This window comes from Limnohabitans sp., assembly GCF_034680285.1.
GTDB lineage: Bacteria > Pseudomonadota > Gammaproteobacteria > Burkholderiales > Burkholderiaceae_C > Limnohabitans_A.
In genome coordinates this window covers 84510-110071 of sequence record NZ_JAXITC010000004.1, presented here as the reverse complement: position 1 = coordinate 110071, position 25562 = coordinate 84510, and the positions used below count along the sequence as shown (strand labels likewise).

22 protein-coding genes are annotated in these 25562 nt (G+C 60.8%); 10 read left to right on the top strand and 12 right to left on the bottom strand.

Features of this window, described 5'->3' with window-relative positions:
• Positions 1-62 precede the first annotated feature (62 nt).
• The 7 genes from SWE17_RS05125 to SWE17_RS05095 all read left to right on the top strand — a co-directional run bounded on the left by SWE17_RS05125 (position 63) and on the right by SWE17_RS05095 (position 7936).
• On the top strand, positions 63-938 hold the full coding sequence (locus SWE17_RS05125) for a branched-chain amino acid ABC transporter permease (RefSeq protein WP_322992035.1): 876 nt from the start codon (positions 63-65) through the stop codon (positions 936-938).
• Between the two features lie 9 nt (positions 939-947).
• Positions 948-2024 (top strand): branched-chain amino acid ABC transporter permease, encoded by a 1077-nt coding sequence (locus SWE17_RS05120; protein WP_322992034.1) that lies wholly within the window; start codon positions 948-950, stop codon positions 2022-2024.
• Entirely contained in the window at positions 2021-2854 is an 834-nt protein-coding gene (locus tag SWE17_RS05115) for an ABC transporter ATP-binding protein (RefSeq protein ID WP_322992033.1), read from the top strand. The genes SWE17_RS05120 and SWE17_RS05115 overlap by 4 nt, the downstream gene beginning before the upstream one ends.
• On the top strand, positions 2851-3669 hold the full coding sequence (locus SWE17_RS05110) for an ABC transporter ATP-binding protein (protein WP_322992032.1): 819 nt from the start codon (positions 2851-2853) through the stop codon (positions 3667-3669). Before SWE17_RS05115 ends, SWE17_RS05110 begins: the two co-directional genes overlap by 4 nt.
• Before the next feature lie 3 nt (positions 3670-3672).
• Positions 3673-5529: a long-chain fatty acid--CoA ligase gene (locus SWE17_RS05105; RefSeq protein ID WP_322992031.1), complete on the top strand. Its 1857-nt coding sequence runs from the start codon at positions 3673-3675 to the stop codon at positions 5527-5529.
• A 37-nt stretch (positions 5530-5566) separates the two neighbouring features.
• A complete protein-coding gene (locus SWE17_RS05100; protein WP_322992030.1) occupies positions 5567-6736 on the top strand; it encodes an ABC transporter substrate-binding protein in 1170 nt (389 codons plus the stop codon).
• Positions 6737-6988: 252 nt separating this feature from the next.
• On the top strand, positions 6989-7936 hold the full coding sequence (locus SWE17_RS05095; RefSeq protein WP_322992029.1) for a TerC family protein: 948 nt from the start codon (positions 6989-6991) through the stop codon (positions 7934-7936).
• 71 nt (positions 7937-8007) lie between these two features.
• Here the strand turns inward: SWE17_RS05095 and SWE17_RS05090 are convergent, their stop codons facing one another.
• A complete protein-coding gene (locus tag SWE17_RS05090; protein ID WP_322992028.1) occupies positions 8008-8901 on the bottom strand; it encodes a LysR family transcriptional regulator in 894 nt (297 codons plus the stop codon).
• A 211-nt stretch (positions 8902-9112) separates the two neighbouring features.
• On the opposite strand from SWE17_RS05090, the gene SWE17_RS05085 reads away from it, so the two are divergent.
• Complete coding sequence (locus SWE17_RS05085; RefSeq protein ID WP_322992027.1) at positions 9113-9403, top strand: zf-TFIIB domain-containing protein; 291 nt, start codon at positions 9113-9115, stop codon at positions 9401-9403.
• A gap of 72 nt (positions 9404-9475) precedes the next feature.
• Here the strand turns inward: SWE17_RS05085 and SWE17_RS05080 are convergent, their stop codons facing one another.
• The 8 genes from SWE17_RS05080 to SWE17_RS05045 form a co-directional block, all read right to left on the bottom strand.
• Positions 9476-10633: an acyl-CoA dehydrogenase family protein gene (locus SWE17_RS05080; RefSeq protein ID WP_322992026.1), complete on the bottom strand. Its 1158-nt coding sequence runs from the start codon at positions 10631-10633 to the stop codon at positions 9476-9478.
• On the bottom strand, positions 10630-12627 hold the full coding sequence (locus tag SWE17_RS05075; RefSeq protein WP_322992025.1) for a biotin carboxylase N-terminal domain-containing protein: 1998 nt from the start codon (positions 12625-12627) through the stop codon (positions 10630-10632). The genes SWE17_RS05080 and SWE17_RS05075 overlap by 4 nt, the downstream gene beginning before the upstream one ends.
• Entirely contained in the window at positions 12624-13442 is an 819-nt protein-coding gene (locus SWE17_RS05070; RefSeq protein ID WP_322992024.1) for an enoyl-CoA hydratase/isomerase family protein, read from the bottom strand. The genes SWE17_RS05075 and SWE17_RS05070 overlap by 4 nt, the downstream gene beginning before the upstream one ends.
• Positions 13439-14611, bottom strand: coding sequence for an acyl-CoA dehydrogenase family protein (locus SWE17_RS05065; protein WP_322992023.1), 1173 nt, complete (start codon positions 14609-14611; stop codon positions 13439-13441). Before SWE17_RS05065 ends, SWE17_RS05070 begins: the two co-directional genes overlap by 4 nt.
• A 21-nt stretch (positions 14612-14632) precedes the next feature.
• Positions 14633-16243 carry an acyl-CoA carboxylase subunit beta gene (locus SWE17_RS05060; protein ID WP_322992022.1) on the bottom strand — a complete coding sequence of 537 codons (1611 nt, stop codon included), beginning with the start codon at positions 16241-16243 and terminating at the stop codon, positions 14633-14635.
• Entirely contained in the window at positions 16240-17139 is a 900-nt protein-coding gene (locus SWE17_RS05055) for an SDR family oxidoreductase (RefSeq protein ID WP_322992021.1), read from the bottom strand. The genes SWE17_RS05060 and SWE17_RS05055 overlap by 4 nt, the downstream gene beginning before the upstream one ends.
• Complete coding sequence (locus SWE17_RS05050) at positions 17136-17789, bottom strand: TetR/AcrR family transcriptional regulator (RefSeq protein ID WP_322992020.1); 654 nt, start codon at positions 17787-17789, stop codon at positions 17136-17138. Before SWE17_RS05050 ends, SWE17_RS05055 begins: the two co-directional genes overlap by 4 nt.
• 77 nt (positions 17790-17866) lie before the next feature.
• Positions 17867-19030 (bottom strand): acyl-CoA dehydrogenase family protein, encoded by a 1164-nt coding sequence (locus tag SWE17_RS05045; RefSeq protein ID WP_322992019.1) that lies wholly within the window; start codon positions 19028-19030, stop codon positions 17867-17869.
• A 123-nt stretch (positions 19031-19153) separates the two neighbouring features.
• Between SWE17_RS05045 and SWE17_RS05040 the strand changes: the two genes are divergently transcribed.
• Together SWE17_RS05040 and SWE17_RS05035 are read left to right on the top strand one after the other, a co-directional pair.
• On the top strand, positions 19154-20359 hold the full coding sequence (locus SWE17_RS05040; RefSeq protein ID WP_322992018.1) for an acetyl-CoA C-acetyltransferase: 1206 nt from the start codon (positions 19154-19156) through the stop codon (positions 20357-20359).
• Positions 20360-20381: 22 nt separating this feature from the next.
• Positions 20382-22535 carry a 3-hydroxyacyl-CoA dehydrogenase NAD-binding domain-containing protein gene (locus SWE17_RS05035; protein ID WP_322992127.1) on the top strand — a complete coding sequence of 718 codons (2154 nt, stop codon included), beginning with the start codon at positions 20382-20384 and terminating at the stop codon, positions 22533-22535.
• A 71-nt stretch (positions 22536-22606) separates the two neighbouring features.
• On the opposite strand, the gene SWE17_RS05030 is transcribed toward SWE17_RS05035, so the two are convergent.
• From SWE17_RS05030 to SWE17_RS05020, 3 genes are read right to left on the bottom strand one after another with little or no spacing between them, the layout of a single operon-like run.
• The gene (locus SWE17_RS05030) at positions 22607-23569 is read right to left on the bottom strand and encodes a DMT family transporter (protein WP_322992017.1); all 963 of its coding nucleotides are present in this window, start codon (positions 23567-23569) and stop codon (positions 22607-22609) included.
• Positions 23570-23588: 19 nt separating this feature from the next.
• Positions 23589-24227 (bottom strand): trimeric intracellular cation channel family protein, encoded by a 639-nt coding sequence (locus SWE17_RS05025; protein ID WP_322992016.1) that lies wholly within the window; start codon positions 24225-24227, stop codon positions 23589-23591.
• Between the two features lie 11 nt (positions 24228-24238).
• Positions 24239-25558 carry a DASH family cryptochrome gene (locus tag SWE17_RS05020; RefSeq protein ID WP_322992015.1) on the bottom strand — a complete coding sequence of 440 codons (1320 nt, stop codon included), beginning with the start codon at positions 25556-25558 and terminating at the stop codon, positions 24239-24241.
• Between the last annotated feature and the right edge of the window lie 4 nt (positions 25559-25562).

Here is a 25562-nt window from a genome sequence, read left to right as displayed (position 1 = left end):
CAAGAGATCACTGGCATTGAAATTTCGAACTTGAGCCGATAAAACTACAAGAGGAGACAAGCGTGCAATTGCTGCAACTGCTGATCAGCGGGGTAGCCCAAGGCTGTATCTACGGACTCATCGCCTTGGGTTTTGTGCTGATTTACAAGGCCACTGAAACGGTGAGCTTTGCTCAGGGTGACCTGATGATGGTGGGTGCCTTTTCGGGCCTGGCCGCCATGACGCTTCTGGGCTTTCCGTTCTGGATTGGGGTGCCAGCGGCCATCGTGGCCATGGGTATCTTTGGCGTTTTGCTTGAGCGCTTGGTGATTCGCCCCATCCTCGGGCAACCAGCTTTTTCCATCGTCATGCTGACCATTGGTGTGGGCTATGTGCTGCGCGGCCTGATCACCATGATCCCCGATGTGGGCACCGACACACACACCATGCCCACCCCCTATGCGGGGGAGGTACTGCGTTTGGGCGGCTTGGTGATCGCTGCCGAGCAAATGGTGGTGATCGGCGCCACCGGCATCTTGTGCGTGGGCCTGTTTGCCATGTTCAAGTACAGCAAGCTGGGTATCGCCATGCAAGCGGCCTCGCAAAATCAGTTGGCCGCTTATTACATGGGTATCCCGGTCAAGCGCATCAACGGTCTGGTCTGGGGCCTGGCGGCCGGTGTGGCGGCAGTGGCCGGTCTGCTCCTGGCACCCATTACCTTTGTGCACGCCAACATGGGCTTCATTGGCCTCAAAGCTTTCCCCGCAGCGGTGGTGGGCGGCTTTGGCAGTTTGCCCGGTGCCATTGTGGGCGGTTTGGTGATCGGCATCGTCGAGTCCCTCTCGGGCTTTTATCTGCCCGAGGGCTTCAAGGACATCGCGCCTTACATCGTGGTGTTGCTCATGCTGGTGCTCAAGCCCAATGGCTTGTTCGGCGAGCAACTGCGCAAGAAAGTTTGAGGCTCCGGCATGCGTTTCATCTTCAAAACCGAATACAACCAGGACATCACCCTGGCCAAACACGGCGGCCATGTGTTCTGGTACAGCTTGCTCGCCATCTTTTTGGTGGTGGCACCCTGGGCCGTGCCCGAGTACTGGCTGGCGCAGCTGACCTTTGTGCTGATCTACGCGGTGGTGGGCTTGGGCCTGATGCTGCTGGCGGGTTTCACGGGCCTGTTCTCTTTAGGGCACGCCGCGTTTTTGGGCGTGGGGGCCTACACCCAGGCTGTCATGGTCAATGCAGGGGTGCCGTTTCCGCTGGCGCTGGTGTGTGCGGGCGTTTTTTCGGCCATCGCAGGCGTGATCGTGGGCTTGCCTGCGCTGCGCGTCAAAGGCATCTACCTGGGCATGGCCACGCTGGCGTTTGGTTTCATCGTCGAAGAGGGCATGGCCCGCTGGGAAAGCGTCACGGGCGGCAACGCTGGCCTGATGGTCACCTACCCCAAGTTGGGCGGCTGGACATTGGACAGCACCGAAGAGTTTTACTTCCTCTGTCTGCTGGTGACGGTGGGGGCGACGCTGGCCATCGTTAACCTGCTGCGTTCGTCCACCGGGCGGGCGTTTGTGGCCATTCGCGACTCCGAAATTTCGGCGCAAAGCATGGGCATCCACTTGGCGCGTTATAAGACCTTGTCTTTTGCCCTGTCGGCCGCATTGGCGGGCATTGGCGGCGCTTTGTACGCGCACAAAATCCAGTTCCTCTCGCCTGAGCAGTTCAGCATCATCCAGTCGATTGACTTGCTTTTGATGGTGGTGATCGGTGGCTTGGGCTCAATCCACGGTGCGTTTTTGGGCGCGATTTTCCTGATCGTGATGCCGCAACTGATTGCGCTGGGCAAAGACTTTTTGCCAGCCGCCATTGGCGGTGCCGCTGGCTTGCAGGGCACGGTCTACGGCATGGTGTTGATCGCCTTTGTGCTGTTTGAGCCCATGGGTCTGTATGGCCGCTGGCTCAAGGTGCGGACTTGGTTCCAACTGTTCCCGTTTTACCGCCGTGGCCTGTTCAAGCGCCAGAAATCGTTCCAGAAATCGGACCGCCTGAAATGAACGCAGACATCCTTTTATCCGCCCAAGACCTGAGCGTGCGCTTTGGTGGCGTGCTGGCCGTGAACAAGGTCAGCTTCGACGTCAAACGCGGCGAGGTCTTCACCCTGATCGGCCCCAACGGTGCGGGCAAGACCACCGTGTTCAACCTGATCAGCCGCATCTACACGCCCACCACGGGCGTGATCGACTACGCGGGGCCACAAGGTACCTTGCGCCTCACGGACCAGCAGCCGCACCAAATCGCAGGCTTGGGCATTGCCCGCACGTTTCAGAACATTGAATTGTTCGAGCACGCCACCGTGCTGCAAAACCTGCTGATTGGCCGCCACACGCACCGCAAGACGGGCGTCTGGAGCGAGATGTTCTTCAGCCGTAAAACCCGCGCAGCCGAAATTCAGGCGCGTGAAAAGGTCGAAGAAGTCATCGATTTTCTGGACCTGCAACACCACCGCGATTCGATGGTGGCGGGCCTGCCTTACGGCGTGCGCAAAGTGGTGGAGTTGGCGCGGGCCTTGTGCACCGAACCTAAGCTGCTTTTACTGGACGAGCCATCGTCGGGCCTGAACGTCGAAGAAACCGAAGACATGGCTTTTTGGATTTCAGACATCAAAAACGAGCTGGGCATCACCGTGTTGATGGTCGAGCACGACATGAGTCTGGTGTCCAAAGTGTCCGACCGAGTGCTGGCCATGAGCCAGGGCGAAGAATTGGCCACTGGAACGCCCAGCCAGGTGCAAAGCGACCCGGGTGTGATCGAGGCCTATTTGGGCTCGGTCGACGATGTGTCCAGCCTGCGCCGCGAAAACTACGTGCCCGGAGGTGCCGCATGAGCGCAGCCAACCCCATTCTGAACGCGGCCGCTGAGCCCGTCGCCGACAACGTGATGCTCAAGCTGCTCAACGTCGAGAGCGCCTACGGTCCGATCAAGGCGATCCGTGGCGTGAGCCTGCAGGTGCGCCGAGGCGAGATCGCCACGGTGCTCGGCTCCAACGGCGCGGGCAAGACCACCATCCTCAAAACCATCAGCGGCATCATCGACCCGCGTAAGGGCTCGATCGAGTTCAAGGGCCAGAGCATCACCGCGCAAGACCCCGCCATCATCGTACAGCGTGGCCTGATGCATGTGCCCGAAGGGCGTGAGGTGTTTCCGCTGCTGTCGATTCGAGACAACCTGCTCATGGGCGCCTTCACCCGCAAGGACCGCGATGGCGTGGCCCGCGACATGGAGGCGGTGTACAACTACTTTCCCATCCTGCGCGAGCGGGCAGCGCAAGACGCGGGCTTACTCTCGGGCGGGCAGCAGCAAATGCTGGCCATCAGCCGCGCCCTCATGGCCAACCCCGATTTGATCTTGCTGGACGAGCCCAGTCTGGGCCTGTCGCCCAAGCTGACCAAAGAGATTTTTGAAATCGTGGTGCGCATCAACCGCGAACGCGGCACCACCATCTTGTTGGTCGAGCAAAACGCCAACATGGCGCTCAACGCTTCGGACTACGGGTATGTGCTGGAAAACGGCCGCATCGTCATGGAAGACAGTTGCGCCCGTTTGCGTGAAAAGGACGACATCAAGGAGTTCTATTTGGGCATGAAGGAAGAGGGCGTGCGGGCTGACCGCCGCTGGAAAAAGAAGAAAACCTGGAGATAAGACATGAGCCAACTCTGGGACACCTCCGGCATCTTGCCGCAAAAAAATGTCGTCATGGCGGGCGAGACCATCCCCGCCATCTTCTGGAACGCTGTGGCCGCACGCGGCCCCAATGTCTGGATGCGCCAAAAAGACCTGGGCATCTGGCGCAGCTGGACCTGGAACGAGACCGCGCAGGCTGTGCGCGAGATCGGCCACGGCCTCATGGCGCTGGGTTTTGAGGCACGGCACACCGCTTCCATATTGGCCAACACCAACATCGAGTGGGTGCTGTGCGACCTGGCCGTGCTGAGTGCGGGCGGCGTGTCCAACGGCATTTACCCGACCGACGCGGCCGAGCAGGTGCACTACCTGTGCGAAGACTCGGGCACCCGCGTGCTGTTTGTCGAAGACGACGAGCAACTCGACAAGGCGCTGGCTGTACGCGAGACCTTGCCCTTGTTGCAAAAAATCGTGGTGTTCGACATGGACGGTTTGCGCGACTTCCACGACCCCATGGTGATCAGCTTGAAACAGTTGCAAGCCTTGGGCCGAGAACACGCCCAGCAACACCCCGAACTGTTGATGCAGCGCACCGCTGCTTGCAAACCCGAAGATTTGGCCATCTTGGTCTACACCTCGGGCACTACCGGCAAGCCCAAGGGCGGCATGCACAGCCACCACGGCTTGGTCTACACCGTTCGCGGCTACAACACCTTGATTGCCCGCGACGAACGCGATGAGTGCATGTGCTTTTTGCCTTTGTGCCACATTGCCGAACGCATGGGCGGCGAATTTTTCTCGATGTACACCGGTGCCAAACTCAACTTTGTCGAGAACCCCGAAACCGTGCCGGAAAACGTCCGCGAAATCGCGCCCACCGTGTTCACCGCCGTTCCCCGTGTGTGGGAAAAGTTTTATTCAGGCGTGATGATCGCGCTCAAGGAAGCGGGCGGTTTGCAGCAAGCAGTGTATGGCTGGGCCATTGGTGTGGGCCACCAGGTCGCCGATTTGGTGCTGGCGCAAAAGCCGGTGCCCGGCAGCCTCAAGCTGCGCTTTCATGTGGCGCGTTTGTTGGCGCTCAACAACGTGCGCAAGATGATCGGCATCCACCGTGCACGCTTTTTGGTCACGGGCGCAGCCCCCATTTCCCCAGATCTGGTGCGCTGGTATTTGGCGCTGGGCTTGCCCATGCTCGAAGTCTGGGGCATGACCGAGACCTGCGGTGCGGCCACGGGCGTACCCGCTGACCGCATCAAACCCGGCTCGATTGGCCCAGCTGCCGAGTACAACGAAATGCGTCTGGACCCGGTCACCAGCGAGATTTTGGTGCGTGGCCCCAACGTCTTCATGGGTTATCTGAATTTGCCCGAAAAAACCGCCGAGACCATTGATGCCGACGGCTGGCTGCACACGGGCGACGTGGGCGTGGTGGACGAGGAAGGGTTTTTCCGCATCACCGATCGCATGAAAGACATCATCATCACCGCTGGGGGCAAGAACATCACCCCGAGCGAATTGGAAAACGAACTGAAATTCTCGCCTTACGTCACCGATGCGGTGGTGATTGGCGACAAACGGCCCTATTTGACTGTGATCATCATGATCGACCAGGAAAACGTGGAGAAATACGCGCAGGACAACGATGTGCCCTTCTCCAATTACGCCAGTCTCACGCACAGCGCCGAGGTGCAGGAGCTGATCCAGGCCGAAGTGGACCGTGTGAACAAGAAGTTTGCCCGTGTCGAGCAAATCAAGAAATTCTGGTTGCTCGACACGCAGCTGAGCGCCGAAGACGAAGAACTGACCCCGACCATGAAGCTCAAGCGCAAACTGGTCGAGAAGAAATATGCGCCCCAGATCGAGACGATGTACCGCTGATTCACCTCACCCTTTTCTACAACAGGAGACCTGCAACATGAAAATCAAACTCAGCCTCATCGCCGCTGCGATGGCCCTGACCGCTGGCGCGGCCATGGCCCAAACGCAAGGCGTGTCCAAAACCGAAATCACGCTCGGCTCCATCCAAGATTTGTCGGGCCCATTGGCTGGCTTTGGCAAGCAGGTGCGCCTGGGCATGATGCTGCGTGTGGATGAAGCCAACGAGCAAGGCGGCATCAACGGCCGCAAGTTCAAGCTTCTGGTCGAGGACTCGGCCTATGACCCACGCCGCGCCGTTTTGGCCGCGCAAAAGCTGGTCAACCAGGACAAGATTTTTGCCATGATTGGCCACATCGGCACAGCGCAAAACATGGCCGCCATGCCGGTGCAGTTCCAGAAGAACGTGATCAACTTCTTCCCCGTCACAGCTGCTCGTGAAATGTACGAGCCCTTCCACAAGCTCAAGTACTCGTTTGCTGCCACCTACTACGACCAGATGCGTCTGGGTGTGCCGATTTTGGTGAAGGAAAAGAACGCCAAACAAATCTGCGCCATGCACCAGGACGATGAATTCGGCCTCGAAGTGTTCCGTGGCGCCGAAGAGGGCCTCAAGAGCATGGGCATGCAGTTTGCCGAAGTGACCACCTACAAGCGTGGTGCGACGGACTTTGCATCGCAAATGCAAAAGCTGGCCTCGTCCAAGTGCGATTTCGTGGTCATGGGCACCATCATCCGTGAAACCATTGGCGGCATCGCGACCGCACGCCGCTTGGGCTTCAACCCCACTTTCCTGGGCTCGAGCGCGGCTTATACTGACTTGATCCACAAGTTGGGTGGTCCTGCCATGAATGGCTTTTATGCCACCATGTCCACCCAGCACCCTTATTTGGACGAGGCTTCGCAGCCAATCCGTTTCTGGGCCAATAAGTACAAGACCAAGTTCAACGAAGATCCCACCGTCTTCTCGGTTTATGGTTACAACGCCATCGATTCGTTCTTGCGTGCGGTTGAGAAATCTGGCGGTAACGTGACCACCGAGAGCATCATCAAGGCCATGGACACCATGGTGATCCCAGCCGATATTTTCGGCACTGGTGAGATGACCTTCACCGCCACCAAACGTTTGGGCAGCAACGCCTCGCGGATGTCGCAAATCACCGACGGCCGCTGGAAAGTGACTTCGGCTTACTTCAGCGACAAGAAGTAAAGCCAGCAGCAAGCACTGCTTTGTTCAAACCGCCTGAACCCGAAAGGGTCAGGCGGTTTTTTCATGGGCGCATAGAAATTTAGGGCAGAAAATTTCAGCAAAATACTCCTATTTTTGCGAAGTAAAAATTCATTTAAATCAGTAAAAAATTGATTCTTCTGCCATAGACTTCAAACCACGCACCGGCTTGCCGCTCACGCAGCGTGATGACCCGGTGGTTTGAATCTGTAAATCAAGAATTGAAAGGTATTCATGGAAACGGTCGCTCCCCTTTGGTTATGGGCCACATTTGTGGCCATCGTGCTGGTGTCGTTGTTCGTTGATTTTGTGGTGCTCAAAAAGCAGGGCGCTCACGACATCGGCGTCAAGGAAGCCCTCAACTGGTCGCTCATCTGGATCGCCCTGAGCTTTCTGTTCAATGGCCTGTTCTGGTGGGCCATCAAGGACACCACGGGTTCGGTGGAGATGGCAAACACCAAGTCGCTCGAGTTCTTGACCGGTTACCTCATCGAGAAATCACTCGCAGTCGACAACATCTTTGTCTTCCTGATGATCTTCACTTACTTCGCTGTCCCCACGAATTTTCAAAAGCGTGTGCTCATGATCGGCATCATCGGTGCCATCGTGTTGCGGACCATCATGATTTTGGTGGGGGGCTGGTTGCTGGCCGAGTTCCACTGGGTGCTCTACGTGTTTGGCGCGTTCCTGATTCTCACCGGTGTGAAGATGTGGTGGGCTGCAGGCAAAGAACCTGATCTGGAAGACAACCCGGCGCTCAAGTTGCTGCGCAAGGTCCTGCCCGTCAGCAAAAACTACGATGGTGAAAACTTTTGGACGGTTGAAAACGGCAAGAAAATCGCCACTCCGCTGTTCATGGTCATTTGCTTGATCGCCTTGACCGATGTGATCTTTGCGGTGGACTCGATCCCGGCGATTTTTGCGATCACTTCGGACCCCTTCATTGTGCTCACCAGCAACGTGTTTGCGATCTTGGGTTTGCGTGCCATGTACTTCTTGCTGGCGGCGGTGGCCAACAAGTTCCACCTGCTCAACTACGGCCTGGCTGTGATCCTGGTGTTCATCGGCACGAAGATGTGCTTGATCGATGTCTTCAAGATTCCAGTGGGTGTTTCGTTGAGTGTGGTGGTTGGCATCTTGGCTGCGACCATGCTGCTGAGTGTGCGCTCGGCCAAAGCCTGACGCGCTGCGCTCTTGAAGAAGCCTCCAGGGTCACAAGCCCTGGGGGCTTTTTCACGTCTGCAGCGGCTGTCTCAAGTGCTCACATCGCTGGCTTGCAAGAGTCTCTGCACCAGCGGGTGTTGCACTTTCTTTTCGGTGCCAATCGCGAAGAAGTGTTCCTTCACCCCTTCGCAAGGGCCCAGACGCTGCACATCGTAGTGAGCCAGCAACTCGTCGTGGACCCACTCGGCAGCCGGGAACACGCCCATGCCACTTTCGCCAAAAGTTTTGAGCAAGGCACTGTCTTCGAACTCGCCCACGATGCGCGGGCGGATGCCATGTTGTTCAAACCAGTGGTCTAACCTGGCCCGCACCGCGGTGTGTCCGGTGGGCAACAGCACAGGCACATCGGCCAGACTGGCTGGAAAGTTCTTTTTGGCTGATTTGACCAATGCGGCTGTGCCATACCAAGACACCGGGGAGGTGCCCAGTGCGTGGTTGTAGAGTTTGATGTTGGCGTTGCCCGGTGCGGGCCGGTCTGAGAGCACCACATCCAGGCGATGCAGTGCCAAGTCGCCCAGCAGGTCGTCGAACTCGCCTTCGTGGCAGAGCAATCGCAAATGGGGCTCGCCCATGACGGGTTGCATCAGGCGGCGCACCACCAGTTTGGGCAGGCCGTCCGAAATGCCTGCGGCCAGCCGTACGGTGGGTGAACTCACCGCATCCCGCACCATCGCAGGCAGGTTCTCACCCAACTGAAAAATTTGGTCCGCTTGTTGCATGGCGGCCAGCCCCGCATCGGTCAGCACCAGGCCGCGCCCAGCTGGTTTGAGCAAGGCATAGCCCAGCGAGCGCTCCAGTTCACGCACCTGGGCGCTCACGGTTTGCACCGCCATGTCGAGCTTGTCGGCGGCCCGGGTGATGCCGCCCTCTTTGGCCACAACCCAGAAGTAATACAAGTGCTTGTAATTGAAGGTGGTGCGCATGAGCAGATTTTTTAAGAGGGTCGTTCAGCCATTATCTGCTTTTAAAAGAGCAATTAGAACCTTAAAGTCTGTTCACATTTCACCCGTATCCGCTGCGCCTTGGCCACTTCATTTCAGCTGCGGACCACACGTGTGTGCAGTTAAACGGAGCAGGGAGAGGTAAGAAGGTCTGTTAACCATGCTGCGCTTGTCAAAATTTGAAGGAATCACCATGAAATGCCCTACTTGTAGCGATACCCCTCTTGTCATGGCCGAACGCCAGGGCGTGGAAATTGATTACTGCCCAGCTTGCCGAGGCATATGGCTGGACCGTGGCGAGCTGGACAAACTCTTGGACCGTGCGGTGGCTGCAGCCCCTGTGTCTCATGCAGCACAGCAACAACCTTCTCAGGGAGCGGCGGGCATGAAGCGCCCGCAAAACTATGGAGAAGGGCGTTACGACTACGGCGACCGGGATCCATACAAACGCAAGAAGTCATGGCTGCATGAAATTTTTGATTGAGCTTCAAGTTGGCCCCTGTTGGCGTTTCTAGCGCGTTCTCGTTAAGGCCTGCCACGATGGCGAGCACAGCGCTCAAATGCCCAGTTGTTTGGCTGCCAACTCTTTCATGATCTCTTCAGCCCCACCGCCGATCATCATCACCTTGACCTCGCGGTAAACCCGCTCGCTCAAGGTGCCACGCATGAAGCCCATGCCGCCCAGCATCTGCACGGCGGCATCGGCGCAAAACTGCATGGTCTGGGTGGCGTGGTTTTTGAGCAGGCAGACCTGGGCCACCCACTCAGCGCCAGTCTGGCCTGCATCGGCTTGCAGCGTCACCGCATCCACCCAGGCTTGGGTGGACAAGATGCGCATTTGCATATCCATCAATTTGTGGCGAATCACCTGCCGCTCGATCAGTGCCGCGCCAAAGGTCTGGCGTTGGCGGCTCCAAGCCAGCGCTTCGTCAAAGCTAGCCTGCGCAAAGCCCAGCGCCATGGCCGACATGGCCAGGCGCTCGCCATTGAAGTTGCCCATGATCATCTTGAAGCCCGCACCTTCATCGCCCAGCCGGTAGCGCTGGGGCACCCGCACACCGTCAAAGTGCAGCTGCGCGGTGTCGGAGCTGTGCCAGCCCATCTTGTGCAGCCGTGTGCGTGTGATGCCCGGCGTGTCGCCCGGCACCACCACCATCGAGATGCCGCTGGCCCCTTTGCTGGCGGCGTCGGTGCGCACTGCCAAAGTAATCCAGTCGGCCCGCAGGCCAGAGGTGATGAAGGTCTTTTCGCCGTCGATCACATAGTCGGCCCCATGGGCGCGGGCCGTGGTGCGCAGGCTGGCCACGTCCGAGCCACCGCCGGGCTCGGTGATGGCGAGTGCCGCGATGCGCTCGCCGCGCAGCACCGGCGGCACCACTTCGGCCTGCAGCTGTGCGCTGCCATGCGCCATGACAGGGGGCAGGCCGATGTTGTGTGAAAACAAACTGGCCATTACACCGCCACTGCCACCGTAACGCGCCAGGGTTTGCGACAGCAGGTTGCGCGCACGCCAAGGTGCAGGTGTGCCGCCTAAGTGCTCGGGGTAACCCAGGCCCAGCAGGCCCAACTGGGCGGCCTGGGTGTATAGCGAACGGTCAAACTGACCGGATTCTTCCCAAGCGGCCACATTGGGCGCGATGGCCTGCTTGGCAAAACGCTCGGCTGTGGTGTGCAGGCTTTGCAGGTCTTCGCTTGTGAAATCAGTGTCGTTCATGTGGCCTCCTGCCATTGCACCAGCACCTGACCCGGGCCCACTTGTTGGCCTGTCGACACCGGCACGCTGTGCGCCACGGCGTCTCGTGTGGCGGTCAGGGTGTGTTCGAGCTTCATGGATTCAATGACCAGCAGCGCGTCACCTTGTTTGACGCTGTCCCCCTCACGCACATGCAGCGCGATCAGCTTGCCATTGAAGGGCGCACGCAGCAGTGTGGCCGTTTGTGCGTTGGGGCCGCTGGCCGGGACGCTGTGGCTTTGGTCGCTCAGCCACAGCTCCGCGTGGTGTGGGCCTTGCACTTGCACATGCCAACGCTCAGGCGTGCCGCCTGTGTGGGCGGCTTGCACTTGCCAGTGCACACCGTCCAGGGTGATCCGCAGCACTTTGTGTACCGCGGAACTTTGGTGTGTGGTGGGGGCATGTTGGATCTGTGCTGTGTGTGTGACATCGCCTTGGTGCACCCGCACCTGACCTTGTCCCAGTTCCTGCACCGCCGCTTGCCAAACGTTGGCCTTGCCCGCAAAGCCCAAGCGCACCGGACGCGCAAAGGGGCTGGCCATGTGCTGCGCGGGCGGGTGTTGGGCATACAGCACCGCGAGCGCGGCCACGGTGTGTGCATCAGCGCTGGCTTGTAAGCGTTCGCGCACGGTGTCGGCCTGCTCGGCCAGGAAAGGAATCAAGGCATGACCGGCGCGGAACACCGGGTGCTGTAAACAGGCGGCTAAAAAAGCACGGTTGGTGGGCAGGCCCAGCAGGGTGGTGTGCTGCAGGCCTGCGCTCAGGCGCTCAATCGCTTCAAGCCGTGTGGGCGCGTGCGAGATCAGCTTGCCCAGCATCGAATCGTAGTGCGGCGTGACCACGGCCCCTGCATGCAGCGCATGGTCAAAGCGCAAACCTGCGGGCTCGGCAAAGGCCACCACGGTGCCGGTTTGCGGCGTGAAGTTTTCGTCTTCGGCGCACAGGCGCACCTCGATGGCGTGGCCATGCAGCTGCACATCGGCTTGTGAGAGCGGCAGCGCTTCGCCGCGTGCGATGCGCAGTTGCCATTCCACCAAATCAAGGCCGGTGAGCATCTCGGTCACTGGATGTTCCACCTGCAAGCGGGTGTTCATCTCCATCAAATAAAAGGGCTTGTCGCTTTGCGCCTCGTCCAGCAAAAACTCCACCGTGCCCGCGCCCACATAGCCCGCAGATTGCGCAAGCGCAATGGCCGCTTGCCCGAGTTGCTCTCGCAGTGCGGGCGTCACAGCCGGGCTGGGCGATTCTTCGATGATCTTTTGGTGACGGCGCTGCACCGAGCAGTCGCGCTCACCCAGGTGGATGCAGTGGCCGTGGCTGTCGGCCATGACTTGCACCTCGATATGACGTGGGCGCAGCAAGGCACGCTCCATCAGCAAATCGCCGTTGCCAAAACCTGCCAGCGCTTCCGAGCGGGCACTTTGAAGTGCAGGCAGCAGTTGGTCCATGCCGGTCACCAGGCGCATGCCGCGCCCGCCACCCCCGGCCACGGCTTTCACCATCAGCGGCAGGCCCAGCTGCTGCGCTTTTGCCGTGAAGGTGGCATCGCTTTGGTCCGCGCCAAAGTAGCCCGGCAGGCACGGCACGCCGTGTACTTGGGCCAGTGCTTTGGCGGCCGACTTACTGCCCAGGGCGCGGATGGCCTCGGACGGAGGCCCGACCCAGGTCAGGCCCGCGTCGATCACGGCTTGCGCAAACTCGGCGTTCTCGCTCAAAAAACCATAACCCGGGTGCACCGCATCGGCACCCGTGTCTCGCGCCGCTTGCAGCAGCTTGTCGATGCGCAAATAGGAGTCGGCCGACAGCGTGCCGCCCAAGGCGACAGCGGTGTCGGCTTCTTGCACATGCAGGGCGCCCTGGTCAGCGTCTGAATACACCGCCACCGTTTGGATGCCCATGTGGTGGGCCGTGCGGATCACGCGGCGGGCGATCTCGCCCCGGTTGGCGATCAGCAGGCGAGAGACCTGGGGGTTCATGCCTTGTCCTTGTCAGAAAGTGTCCAGGGTGCGGGCTGTTTGCGTGCAAAAGCGGCCAGGCCTTGGGCGGCCTCGGCACTGCGCAAACCACTGGCAAAGGCCTGCGCCGCCGCATCACGCATGTCGGGCACCGGGCCGCGCACGCTGCGCAGCAGTTGTTTGGTGCTGGCTACCGCGCCGGGGGCTGCACGCATCAGGCGCGTGAGTGTGACTTGCCAAGTTGCATCGCTGTCCGCATCGATGACCTCGTTCACCAAGCCTACGTGTTGCGCTTGGGAAGCGGTGTAGCTCAGGCCTTGCAGCAAGCACTGGCGTGCCGCGCTCTCGCCCAAGCGTTGCCATACAAAAGGTGCAATCTGTGCTGGTGGCAAGCCCAGTGTGACCTCGGGCGTGCCCAGCACCGAACGGGCTGTGGCCACCACATGGTCGGCGCAGCACACCAAACCAAAGCCACCGCCCATGGCCGCGCCATCGACCCGGCACACCAGCAACTGGGGCAAGGCGCACAGCGCGTGCAGCAGGTCGCCAAAGCCCCGGTTCATGGCCAGCAGCGGGTCGTTTTGCCCGTCTTGCAAGGGCTGGCCAATCAGGTTGGCAAAGCCGCCCAAACTGCCGCCCGCGCAAAAGGCACCGCCTGCGCCAGTCAACACCACGATGCGCAGCGAGGTATCTTGTGCAGCCCGTGCACAGGCGCTCAGCAAGCCGTCCACGATGGCATCGCTCAGCGCGTTGCGTGTGGCCGGGTCGTTCAGAGTCCAGGTCTCGACCGCGCCTTGGCGCATGATCAGCAAAGTGTTGCTCGCGGGCGTGCTCATTTTTGGGGCCGCTTGGCGATGCCCATCATCTTGGACAAGATGCCGAGCATCACTTCGTCCGCGCCGCCACCAATCGAGGCTAAGCGGCCATCGCGGTACATGCGCGAGACCTTGTTCTCCCAGGTGAAGCCCATGCCGCCCCAAAACTGCAAGCAGGTGTCCGGCACGGTGCGGTTGAGGCGGCCCGCTTTGAGCTTGGCCATGGTGGCCCACTCGGTCACGTCTTCGCCCGCGATGTAGTGCTCGCAGGCTTGGTAGGTCAGGGCGCGCAGACATTCCACGTCGGCTTTGAGTTCGGCCAGCTTGAACTGCACCCACTGCTGGTCGGCCAGAGTCGATCCAAACAGCTTGCGCTCTTGCGCCCAGTCCACGGTCCACTGAATGCAGTTGGTGAGCGACTGCAGCGTGCTGGCCGCGCACCACAGGCGCTCTTCCTGAAACTGTTGCATCTGGTAGATGAAGCCCTGGCCCTCGGCCCCAATGCGGTAGCGCTGGGGTACCCGCACTTCGTCAAAATAAATCAGGCCGGTGTCGCTGCTGTTCATGCCGATCTTTTTGATCTTCTTGCCCACCTCGATGCCGGGCAGCAGCTTGCCGTTCTCGCGCATGGGCACCATGACCAGGCTCTTATTTTTATGGATCGGGCCTTCACCGGTGTTGACCAACATGCACATCCAGTCGGCCTGCAGGCTGTTGGTGATCCACATTTTTTGCCCGCTGATCACGTAGTCGTCACCGTCTTTGCGGGCCACGGTTTTGATGCCCGCCACATCGCTGCCCGCACCCGGCTCGCTCACGCCAATGCAGCCCACCGTGTCGCCCGCAATGGCTGGGGCTAAAAATTGTGCGCGCAATTCGTCGCTGCCAAAACGCGCCAAGGCGGGTGTGGCCATGTCGGTCTGCACACCAATGGCCATGGGAATGCCGCCGCAATCGATGTGGCCCAGCGCCTCGGCCATGGCCATGCTGTACGAATAGTCGAGGCCCGCACCCCCAAAGGCTTCGGGCTTGGTCAGGCCCAATAGGCCCAAGTCGCCCATCTTCTTGAAGACCTCGTGCGCCGGGAAAATCTCAGCCGCCTCCCACTCGTCCACATGGGGGTTGATCTCAGCCTCTATGAAACGCTTGAGCGTGTTCTGGATCTCGCGGTGTTCGTGGGTGTATTGCATGGTGGTTCTCCGTGGGTGGTGTTACATCCGGGCCACGCCAAACGAGGTGGCGCGGGGTTGGCGGGCGGCCGCTTCTAAGCAGGTTTCGAGGCAAAAAGAAAGCACGCTGCGCGTGTCGCGCGGGTCGATCACGCCGTCGTCGAGCACCAGGCCGCTGGTGTAGAAGGCGTCGGCTTGCGCTTCAAACAAGGCCACGATCTTGTCGAACTGGGCCTGCATTTTTTCGGGGTCGGGCGTGATGCCTTTTCGGGCCATACCCGTCTCGGCCACGATCTGCATGGTGCGTGCCGCTTGCTCGCCACCCATCACCGCCGTCTTGGCCCCCGGCCAGCTGAACAAAAAGCGCGGTGCATAACCCCGGCCGCACATGCCGTAGTTGCCCGCACCAAACGAGGCCCCGCACTGGATGGTGATTTGCGGCACCGTGGCACTGGTCACGGCCTGGATCATCTTGGAGCCGTGTTTGATCATGCCGCCTTGCTCGCTGTCTTTGCCCACCATGTAGCCGGTGGTGTTTTGCAAATAAACGATGGGGTGGCCCAGCTGGCACATCCACTGGATGAAGTGCGTGGCCTTGTTGGCCCCGGCCACGTCAATCGGCCCGTTGTTGCTGATGATGCCCACCGCATGCCCGCCGATGCGTGCCTGTGCGCACACCGTGGCCGCGCCAAACAGCGGTTTGAACTCCAGAAAATCCGAATCGTCCACCAGCCGCAAGATGACTTCGCGCATGTCGATCGGTTCGCGGTGGTGGGCGGGCATCAGGCCCAGCAGTTCTTCGGCGTCCAGGCGCGGGGGCTTGGCTTGTCTTTGTGTGGAGTGCGCAGCCCAGTCCCAACGCGCCACCACATCGCGGGCAATTCCCAGCGCGTGGCGGTCGTCTTCGCACAGGTACTCGCCCAAGCCTGACACACTGGTGTGCATCTCGGCGCCGCCCAACTCTTCTTCGGTGGCCACTTCGCCCGTGGCGGCTTTGAGCAAAGGTGGCCCGGCCAGAAACGCGCGCGACCTGCCGCGCACCATGATCACGGTGTCGCTCAGCCCAGGCATGTAAGCGCCGCCTGCGGTGCCCGAACCATGTTGCACCGTGAGCACCGGCAAGCCTGCTGCCGACAAGCGGGCGAGGTTGCGAAACAGGCTGCCGCCCAGCACAAAACCTTCGACCTTGTACTGCATCAGGTTGGCTCCGGCGCTTTCGACCAGGTGCACAAAGGGCAGTTTGTTTTCGAGGGCCAGCTCTTGCACCCGCAAAATCTTTTCCAGGCCCCGCGCTTGAATGGCTCCGGCTTCAATGCCCGAGTCGCTCGCCACAACCATGCAGCGCACACCCGAGATGAAGCCAATGCCCGCGATCATGCCGCCGCCCGGCACCGACTTGGCCGGGTCGGGTGTGTCTTGCATGAAGCCCGCCAATGCACACAAGGGTAAGAAGGGCGCACCGGGGTCCAGCAGCAAGGCCACACGTTCACGCGGCAGCAGTTGCCCGCGTTTGTCGAACACGGGTTTGGACTGGGCTGAGGCAAGCGCTGCCCGCTCTTGCAGAGCCTGCCACTGCGCCAAGCGGGCCAGCGCGGCTTCGCGCCGTTGCTGCGCCACGGGACTGTGTGGGTTCCAGGTGGATTCAAAAGTCATTGGAAAACCTTGGGGGTGACGGCGCGGTGAAAACCGTCAAAGGCTTTGACAGCGTCGCGTGTTTGCACATCGGGTTTGGCCACGGCTTGCTGCCAGCCCATGCGCATTTGCGGGCGGGCACCGTCCACACGCAGCACGGTGCCGCTGATGAAGCTGGCAGCGGGCGAGAGCAAGAACACAATCGCCGCCGAGGTTTCGGCCTCGGTGCCAAAGCGGCCTTGTGGCACCGTGTTGCGCATCTCGCGCAGCATGTCTCCCGCCTCGGGCGGGTAGTGGTCCATGCCGCTGCTGGCGATGTAGCCGGGAGCCACGGCATTCACGCGCACACCCTGTGCGGCCCATTCGAGCGCGGCCGTTTCGGTGAAGCTGACCATGCCCGCCCGCGCTGCGCCGCTGTGGCCCATGCCCGGCATGGAGCCCCACATGTCGGCCACGATGTTGACCACCGCGCCGCCGTGCGCTTGCATGCTCTGGTTAAAGCACTCACGTGCCACCAAAAAACCGCCCGTCAAGTTGGTGTCGATGACGGCTTCCCAGCCCTTGGCGCTGGTCTTGGCCAGGGGCGAGATGTATTGTCCGCCCGCGTTGTTGACCAGGCCGTGAATGCGCCCGTGCTGCTGCACCACCTGCGCCACCATGGCTTTCACATCGTCCTCGCGCCGAATGTCGCAGCTGTGCCAGATGGCCTGGCCGCCGTCACCTACGATCTCTTGTGCGGTGTTGGCGAGTTTTTCGGGGTTGCGGCCCACCAGCACGACGTGTGCGCCCAGGCTGGCCAGCTCGTGTGCGGTGCAGCGGCCAATGCCGGATCCGCCGCCGGTGACCAAAATCACTTGCCCCGCCAGCAAGCTGGGGGTAAAGACCGATTGGTAAGTGCTGGCAGGCGATGTGCTCATGGGGTGTCTTTTAAAAAAAGTTGCAAGGCGGTTTCGGTCAACTCGTCCAGCGTGGCACGTTTGGTCACGCTGTTTTTTCGGGCAGGTTCGTACCATTGCACCGACCAGTTGAGCGCACCAAAAATCATCAAACGTGCCAAACCCACAGGCGCTTGCAGTTGGCCTGTGTCATGCAGGGCTTGCAGCACCGGCATCCAGGCGGCCTCGTAGTCGTCTTTGAGTTCGGTGATGGTTTTGCGTTGCGCGGGGGCAAGTGATCGCCACTCGTAGAGCATCACCGGAATGAAGTCGCTGTCGGGGCCCAACAGCACATCGAAGTGGTGACGGATCAGTTGGCGCAGGCGCTCGCGGGCGCTGTCGGCCGTGGTGTGTGTGCAGGCCGCGTGTTGCCGCGCAATGGCCTGCTGCATGCCCTCGACCATCACGGCCAGCAGGAGGTCTTGTTTGTTACCAAAGTGGTAGAACGGCGAGCCCGACTGCATGCCCACTTGCGCTGCAATCTCGCGGGTGCTGGTGGCGTCGTAACCCTGACGCTTGAACAGCTGCGCCGCCGCCGAGATCAGCGCCTGACGCCGGTTGCCGTCGTCGCGCTCCCCCTCGGTTTTGCGTGGGCGACCGCGTGCGCGTTTGGGCTCGGCCAGCTCGGTCATGGCAGAAAACCTTCGCGACGAGGGCGTCGCTCCCACAGAGAGCATTGCTCCCAAAAGTTGGCAGGGATGGCTGGCATTCAGCGCCCCGCCAGGCCCATGCTGCGCGAGATCACTTCTTTCATGATCTCGTTGGTGCCGCCGTAGATGCGTTGCACGCGGGCGTCGGCATAGGCGCGGGTGATGGGGTATTCCCACATGTAGCCGTAGCCGCCGTGCAGCTGCACGCATTCGTCCATCACCTTGCACTGCAAATCCGAGCACCAGTACTTGGCCATGCTGGCCGTCGCCGTGTCGAGTTTGTCTTGCAACAGCAACTCGCTGCATTTGTCCACAAACACACGCGCCACCTGCACCTCGGTTTGCAATTCGGCCAGGGTGTAGCGGGTGTTCTGGTAATTGCCCACGGCCTGGCCAAACACCTTGCGGTCCTTCACGTACTGCACCGTCCAGTCAATCGCCGCTTGTGCTGCCGCGATGCCGCCAATGGCGATTTGCAGGCGCTCCCAAGGCAGCTGCTCCATCAGGCAAATGAAGCCCTTGCCCTGCATGGCCGTGCCACCCAGCAACTGGTCTGCGCTGACCTTGACGTTGTCAAAAAACAGCTCAGAGGTGTCTTGCGCTTTGAGGCCCAGTTTTTTGAGGCGCTTGCCTTTTTCAAAGCCGGGCATGCCGCGTTCGATCAGGAACAAGCTGGTGCCCTTGGCCCCGGCTGCCGGGTCGGTCTTGGCCACCAAAATCACCAGGTCGGCGTGCCAGCCGTTGGTGATGAAGGTCTTGCTGCCGTTGATCAGGTAAGTGCCATCAGGCTGGAGCATCGCTGTCGTTTTGACGCCCTGCAAGTCCGAGCCCGCTGCGGGTTCGCTCATGGCAATCGCGCCCACCATCTCGCCACTGGCCAGCTTGGGCAGGTACTTTTGCTTTTGTGCTTCGGTGCCGTAATGCAGGATGTAAGGGGCGACGATCTCGCTGTGCAGGCCGTAGCCGATGCCGCTGAAACCGGCGCGTGCGAGTTCCTCCATCTGCACCACCGAATACAGCTTGTCCGCGTCTGAGCCACCATAGGCCTCGGGCAGGGTCATGCACAAAAAGCCGTTTTCACCGGCCTTGTCCCACACGGCGCGGTCCACGTAGCCTTGCTCTTCCCAAGCGTCGTGGTGCGGTGCGATTTCTTTGTCCATGAAGCGGCGAAAGCTGTCGCGAAAAGCTTCGTGGTCGGCGGTAAAAAGGGTGCGTTCGATCATGGGTGTCACCTGTTGGACTGAAGATGGAAGATTTATACAAAGCGTTTGCTTGGTAAAAGTCTATACTGAATGCAGAACCCCACAACACAGGGCAAACCCCCTGATGACCACCAGGAGACATTCATGAGCGAAGCATTTGTTTACGACGCCATACGCACACCGCGTGGCAAAGGCAAAAAAGACGGCAGCCTGCACGAGGTCAAGCCGATCAGTCTCTTGAGCGGCGTGCTGCGCGAGCTGCAAAGCCGCAACCAGTTCGACACCGCTGCCGTGGACGACGTGGTCATGGGCGTCGTCTCGCCCATTGGCGAGCAGGGCTCGGTCATCCCCAAAGTGGCGGCGCTGGCGGCCGGTTGGGACTGGCGCTGTTCGGGCGTGCAGCTCAACCGTTTTTGCGCCTCGGGCCTAGAAGCGGTCAACATGGCTGCCATGAAAGTGCGCAGCGGCTGGGAAGACCTGGTCGTCGCTGGCGGCGTTGAAAGCATGAGCCGCGTGCCGATTGGTGCGGACGGCGGTGCTTGGGCACAAGACCCAGAGACCAACAGCGCCACGCTGTTTGTGCCACAGGGCATTGGCGCCGACCTGATCGCCACCATGAGTGGCTTCAGCCGTCACGATGTTGATGCCTTCGCGGTCGAATCGCAAAAGCGCGCCACGGCTGCGCGTGCTGCGGGTTACTTCGATGGCTCGGTGGTGCCGGTCAAAGACAAGCTGGGTCAAGTCATCTTGGCCAAAGACGAATTCATCAAGCCCAGCACCACGGTGGAAACTTTGGGCGGCCTCAAAGCCTCGTTTGAACAACTGGGCGCGATGGGCTTTGACGCCGTGGCCTTGCAGCGTTACCCACAGGTCGAGCGCATCCACCATGTGCACCACGCGGGCAACTCGTCCGGCATCGTGGACGGCGCAGCGGCGGTGCTGATCGGCTCGGAGGCCGCAGGTAAAACACACGGCCTCATGCCACGTGCCCGCATCGTGTCGGTGGCTTTGTCGGGGGCCGACCCGACCATCATGCTCACAGGCCCCATGCCCGCTGCCCGCAAGGCGCTGGCCAAGGCGGGCCTGACGATTGACCAGATCGATTTGTTCGAGGTGAACGAAGCCTTTGCCGCCGTGCCCATGAAGTTCATGCAAGAGATGGGTGTGTCGCACGACAAGGTCAACGTCAACGGTGGCGCGATCGCCATGGGCCATCCGCTGGGGGCCACAGGCGCGATGATTCTGGGCATCCTGATCGACGAGTTGCACCGCCGCAAGTTGCGCTACGGCTTGGCCACTTTGTGTGTGGGCGGCGGCATGGGCATTGCCACCATCGTTGAACGCGTTTGACCAGGGAGACACCAAAATGATTTTGAAAACACTGCGCTACGAACTGGCGGACGGCATCGCCACCATCACCTTTGACGAGCAGGGCTCGCCGGTCAACACCATGTGCCTGCAATGGCAGGCCGATCTGACTCAGGCGGCTGAGCAAGTCCTCCAAGACAAAGCCCAGATCAAGGGTGTCATCCTGGCCTCGGCCAAGTCCACCTTTTTTGCAGGGGCCGACCTCAAGGGCGTGATGCGCTCGCAAGCCTCGGACGGCCCGCGTGTCTTTGTGGAGATTGAAGGCATCAAGAAAGCTTTCCGCACCATTGAAACCTTGGGCGTTCCCGTGGTCAGTTGCCTCAATGGCTCGGCCCTGGGCGGCGGCTGGGAAGTGGCGCTGATCGGTCACTACCGCATCGCCACGGCCAACCCCAAAACACAGTTTGGCCTGCCCGAAGTCACACTGGGTTTGATCCCCGGTGGCGGTGGCATCACCAAAATGACCCGCCAGCTGGGCCTGCTGGCTGCGCAGCCTTATGTGCTGGAGAGCAAACTCTTTGGCCCCGAAGAAGCGCACAAGCTGGGCCTGGTGCACGAGATCGTGGCCAGCGACGACCAGCTGCGCCCACGCGCTTTGGCGCACATTGCTGCAAGCCAAGGTCAGCCCGAAGCGGCCCAACATTTGTGGGACCGCAAAGACTACAAAATGCCCGGCGGCACGCCCAGCAACCCCAAGATCGCGGGCATGCTGAGTGTGGCCCCGGCCGTGCTCAAGCAAAAAACACGCGGTTTGTACCCCGCGCCCGAAGCGGCGCTGGCCGCCATGGTCGAAGGTGCGATGGTGGACTTTGACACCGCCATGCGCATCGAAAGCCGATATCTGGCAGGTCTGATGACCAGCCAGGTGGCGCGCAACATGATCAACACCTTCTTCTTCAACATGAACAGCATCAAGGGCGGCCAAAGCCGCCCCAAGGCTGCACCGCGCTACAAGCCCCAAAAAGTGGGCATCTTGGGCGCAGGCATGATGGGTTCGGGCATTGCGTATTCACAAGCCAGCCGGGGCATCGCCACCGTGCTCAAAGACGTGAGCGTGGAAGCCGCTGAAAAAGGCAAGGCCTACAGCCACAAGCTCACGCAAAAACGCGTGGACAAAGGCCGCATGACCGCAGACAAACAAGCGGCTTTGTTGTCATTGATCCAGCCCACGGCCAGCGCCGCAGACCTGAAGGGTTGCGACCTGATCATTGAGGCCGTGTTTGAAAACCGCGAGCTCAAGGCCAAGGTCACGCAAGAGGCCGAGCCCATGCTGGCCGAAGGCGGCTTCTTTGCCAGCAACACCTCCACCTTGCCCATCAGCGGCCTGGCCACGGCCAGCGCCAATGCGAATAAATTTGTCGGCATCCACTTCTTCAGCCCCGTCGACAAGATGCAGCTGGTGGAGATCATTCGCGGCGCACAGACCGACGACGAGACCATCGCCCGTGCGTACGACTACGTGCAGGCGCTGGGCAAGCTGCCGATTGTGGTGAACGACTCGCGTGGCTTTTACACCAGCCGCACCTTTGGCACCTTTGTGATGGAAGGCGCGGCCATGCTGGGCGAGGGCATCCCCGCCCCCGTGATCGAAAACCTGGCCATGCAAGTGGGCATGCCCGTGGGGCCGCTGGCCGTGCTGGACGAAACCGCGCTGTCGCTGTCGGTCCATGTGCTGGACCAAACCCGCGAAGACTTTGCCAAAGAAGGCAAAACGCACACCGCCACACCCGGCGAGCTGTTCGTCGAGCGCATGGTCAAAGAACTCAAGCGCCCCGGCCGCGCCGCAGGTGGTGGTTTTTACGACTACCCCGCTGGCCAAAAGAAAGTGCTGTGGCCTGAACTGAAAACCCGCTTTGAAAAAGCCGACGTGGCCTACAGCCAGCAAGACATCAAAGACCGCCTGCTGTACCGCCAAGCCGTGGAAACCGCCCGCTGCCTGCAAGAAGGTGTGCTGACCTCGGTGCACGACGGCAACATCGGTTCGATTTTCGGCATCGGCTTTCCGGCCTGGACGGGTGGGGCGCTGCAGTTCATTTATGGCCAGGGGGTGGATGCGTTTGCCAAGCGGTGTGCTGAACTGGCTGCACTGTACGGCGCGGGTTTTGTGCTGACGGCGGAAGTCATTTCGAGCTTGAAGCAGCATCAGCCGGTTTATTGAGGCACAGGCCCGGAAGGGCTTGCAAGTCAAAACGCAGCGCCTAGGTTACTGGGCGGCTGCGTTTTTTTACATCACACCGCTTTGACCCTTACTCCGCCTATCACCCCCGCAACCAGCAGTGCAATGCCCGCCAGCGTGAGCGGCTCTGGCCACTGGCCGCGCAACCAGAAGGCATAGGCCAATGCGGCCAGGGTTTCGAACACGATGAGTTGGCCCGCCAAGGCGGTGGGCAGGCGCTGGCTGGCGGCGTTCCAGCACAGGGTGCCCAGCCACGAGGCGAACAGCGCAATCGCCATCATCAGGCCGATGAATTCGAGGGGGCGCGGCCCCAAGGGCATGGGCAGCGGGTTGTTCGTGGCGCTGCTCCACAGCCAGAAAGCGGCGTAACCCAGCAAGGCCAGCGGCAGCGTGGCCAGGCCTTGCGCGGTGGCCCACACGCGGGCGTTGCGGTCGGGGTGGCCGCGCAGCCAGTCGGCGTTTTTCAAGGGGTACCATGTCCAGCAGACCACCGCGCCCACGGCCAGCGCCGCACCGGTGATGTAGCGGCCCGTATCGGCTTGCGGGTTTTGCAGCAGGGTGGTCCATTCGACATGGTTGACACACGCAATGCCCAGCAAAATCAGCGCCAAGGGCGGAGCCAGTTTGAGCCACGGAAAACGCCCGTCGCGCTGGTGGTTGAGCAAGTTGGCCGAGACGGCGATCACCACCGGCAGCGTGCCGATGATCATGGTGGGCAGCGCGCCGCCCGCACGCTGGATGGCGCTGGACAGGAACAGGTAATAAAGCACGTTGCCGATGGCCGCCAGCTTGAGCGCGGCCAGCCAGTCGGCCCGGGTCAGGCGCTTGATTTCGGCACGGTCCACAAAGGCCAAGGGCAAGGCGATCAGGCCAAAGGCCAGGTAGCGGCCAAAGGTGTGCAGCGCGGCGGGGTATTCGGGCAGCATGAGCGGGCCGACAAACACCAGGCCCCACATCATGCCGGCGGCCAGTGAAAAGAAAATGCCACCCCAAAAAGCGCTGGTGTTGTTGGGCATGTTGTGGGTGTTCAATGGTTCAGGTACGCCAGGCGGGCAGTTGCCAATTGCGCCAAAGCGCCAGTGCGCGCAAGCCGACCGTGACCACCACGCAGCCCAGTAGGGCAACCCAACCGGGGGCATCGATGAGCCACAAGCCCACATAGGTCCAGCCACCCGCAAAGGCACAGACCGCGTAAGGGCGGTGGTCTTTGAAGGCGGTAGGGATTTCGTTGCACACCATGTCGCGCAGCACGCCGCCAAACACGCCGGTGATCAGGCCCATGAGCACAGCCACCACAGGCGGCATGTTCGCTTGCAGTGCTTGGTGCACACCGGTGGCGGTGAACAGGCCCAGGCCCAGCGCGTCGGGCCAGAGGATGGCTTTTTCGGTGACTTCAAAATGGCGCTGGCGCATGAACAGCATCGCCATCACGCAAAGGGCCAAGACACCCCAAAGCATTTCGGTGTGTTGCACCCAAAAGAAGGGGCGCTGGTCAAGAAGCAAGTCGCGCAACGTGCCGCCGCCAAATGCTGCCAAAAAGGCCACCACACACACGCCCACCGCATCCAGCTGTTTGCGCGCTGCCTCCATCAGGCCCGACAGGGCAAAGGCAGCAGTGGCCGACAGTTCGACCAGCAGGCGCAAAGTGTCTCCCCATGATTGGATTCCGTACATGCTCCCGATTATCAGGCCAGCCAGACTTGTCGATAGCGGCCTTGCGCGTCGTGGTCCTGGGTTTGTTTGCTGGGGTTGAATCGTCGTCCTGCCCTTGGATCGGTGCCTCGGCCACTGACATACAGCCAGTTCCCTTGGTTGCTGCACACGTCAAAGTCCACCAATTGCGACTCAAACCAGGCTGCACCTGCGCGCCAGTCGCATGACAAGTCGTGCACCAAAAAGCTGGCCACAATTTGGCGCATGCGGTTGGAAGTGAAGCCTGTTGCGGCCAGCTCGCGCATGCCTGCGTCCACGATGGGCTCGCCGGTTTGGCCGTTACACCAGCGCTGAAAGTCTTTGGGGAAGTGTGAGGGTTTGGTCAATTTGGACAAGCCCCGGGCCGCATAGAGTTGCGGGCCGTGTTGCAGGTGCAGCATGCGAAAGTTGTCGCGCCACAGCAGCTCAAACCAAAGCCAATAGGTGCCGTCGTTGCTGCCGTGCTGTTGTTCGTAGGCATGGAGTTCTGCCCAAATGCGGCGGGCCGACACCGCGCCCGTGGCCAGCCAGGGCGACCAGTGGCTGCTGGTGTGCTGGCCTTGCAGGGCGTTGCGGGTTTGTTTGTAGCGATCTGGCCAAGGGGGTGTGAGGTAGCTTTGCAGGTGGGCCAAGGCGCTGGTTTCGCCACCCTGGTAGGCGGCTTGGGTGTACGGAAAGTTCGAGCGTGGGTGCGCGTCGCCTTCGGTGTGGGCTTGGAGCAGGGTGAATGGGCTGTCTGTCCAGCCAGGCAAAGCGGTCAAGCTGTTGATCGGCGGCGCAGGCAGCTGGGTGGGCGCGGGCAGCGGTGTCAAGGGTTGAAGCCCCTTGGATTCGATGCGCTGGCGAAACTCGGTGAAGACTTGCGGCATGTCTTCGGCCGCAAAGGGCAGGGCGTCGGGTTCGATCAGGCTGGACTGCCACAAGGTTTTGACATGGAGGCCTGCGTTGATCAGCGCTTGCACCTGCGCTTCTTCTTCGGGCGCAGCGATGTCTTCGCAAAATACGGTGTCGGCTTGCACTGCCCGTGCGCAGGCGGGCAACACTTTCGCCACGGGGCCGTGCAGCAAGACTAAGCGCTGACCCAGTGCCTGCAATGAGTTTTGCAGGTCTTGCAGCGTGTCGGCCAAAAAACGCCTGCGGTGTGCGCCCATGCGGCGAAAGCCCCAGGTGGTGGGCTCGTCTTGCACGGGTTCGTGCACATAGATCAGCAGCAGGGCTTGTTGGTGAGACTTGGCGTGCTCAACGGCTTGCTGGAGTGCGCGTTGGTCGTGCAAGCGCAAGTCGTTTCGGAACCAGTAGATGGTGGTGCGCATGCTT

Coding starts and splice junctions, on each gene's coding strand:
- SWE17_RS05120 (WP_322992034.1), top strand. CDS start 948: ATGCGTTTCATCTTCAAAACCGAATACAACCAGGACATCACCCTGGCC.
- SWE17_RS05115 (WP_322992033.1), top strand. CDS start 2,021: ATGAACGCAGACATCCTTTTATCCGCCCAAGACCTGAGCGTGCGCTTT.
- SWE17_RS05110 (WP_322992032.1), top strand. CDS start 2,851: ATGAGCGCAGCCAACCCCATTCTGAACGCGGCCGCTGAGCCCGTCGCC.
- SWE17_RS05105 (WP_322992031.1), top strand. CDS start 3,673: ATGAGCCAACTCTGGGACACCTCCGGCATCTTGCCGCAAAAAAATGTC.
- SWE17_RS05100 (WP_322992030.1), top strand. CDS start 5,567: ATGAAAATCAAACTCAGCCTCATCGCCGCTGCGATGGCCCTGACCGCT.
- SWE17_RS05095 (WP_322992029.1), top strand. CDS start 6,989: ATGGAAACGGTCGCTCCCCTTTGGTTATGGGCCACATTTGTGGCCATC.
- SWE17_RS05090 (WP_322992028.1), bottom strand. CDS start 8,901: ATGCGCACCACCTTCAATTACAAGCACTTGTATTACTTCTGGGTTGTG.
- SWE17_RS05085 (WP_322992027.1), top strand. CDS start 9,113: ATGAAATGCCCTACTTGTAGCGATACCCCTCTTGTCATGGCCGAACGC.
- SWE17_RS05080 (WP_322992026.1), bottom strand. CDS start 10,633: ATGAACGACACTGATTTCACAAGCGAAGACCTGCAAAGCCTGCACACC.
- SWE17_RS05075 (WP_322992025.1), bottom strand. CDS start 12,627: ATGAACCCCCAGGTCTCTCGCCTGCTGATCGCCAACCGGGGCGAGATC.
- SWE17_RS05070 (WP_322992024.1), bottom strand. CDS start 13,442: ATGAGCACGCCCGCGAGCAACACTTTGCTGATCATGCGCCAAGGCGCG.
- SWE17_RS05065 (WP_322992023.1), bottom strand. CDS start 14,611: ATGCAATACACCCACGAACACCGCGAGATCCAGAACACGCTCAAGCGT.
- SWE17_RS05060 (WP_322992022.1), bottom strand. CDS start 16,243: ATGACTTTTGAATCCACCTGGAACCCACACAGTCCCGTGGCGCAGCAA.
- SWE17_RS05055 (WP_322992021.1), bottom strand. CDS start 17,139: ATGAGCACATCGCCTGCCAGCACTTACCAATCGGTCTTTACCCCCAGC.
- SWE17_RS05050 (WP_322992020.1), bottom strand. CDS start 17,789: ATGACCGAGCTGGCCGAGCCCAAACGCGCACGCGGTCGCCCACGCAAA.
- SWE17_RS05045 (WP_322992019.1), bottom strand. CDS start 19,030: ATGATCGAACGCACCCTTTTTACCGCCGACCACGAAGCTTTTCGCGAC.
- SWE17_RS05040 (WP_322992018.1), top strand. CDS start 19,154: ATGAGCGAAGCATTTGTTTACGACGCCATACGCACACCGCGTGGCAAA.
- SWE17_RS05030 (WP_322992017.1), bottom strand. CDS start 23,569: ATGCCCAACAACACCAGCGCTTTTTGGGGTGGCATTTTCTTTTCACTG.
- SWE17_RS05025 (WP_322992016.1), bottom strand. CDS start 24,227: ATGTACGGAATCCAATCATGGGGAGACACTTTGCGCCTGCTGGTCGAA.
- SWE17_RS05020 (WP_322992015.1), bottom strand. CDS start 25,558: ATGCGCACCACCATCTACTGGTTCCGAAACGACTTGCGCTTGCACGAC.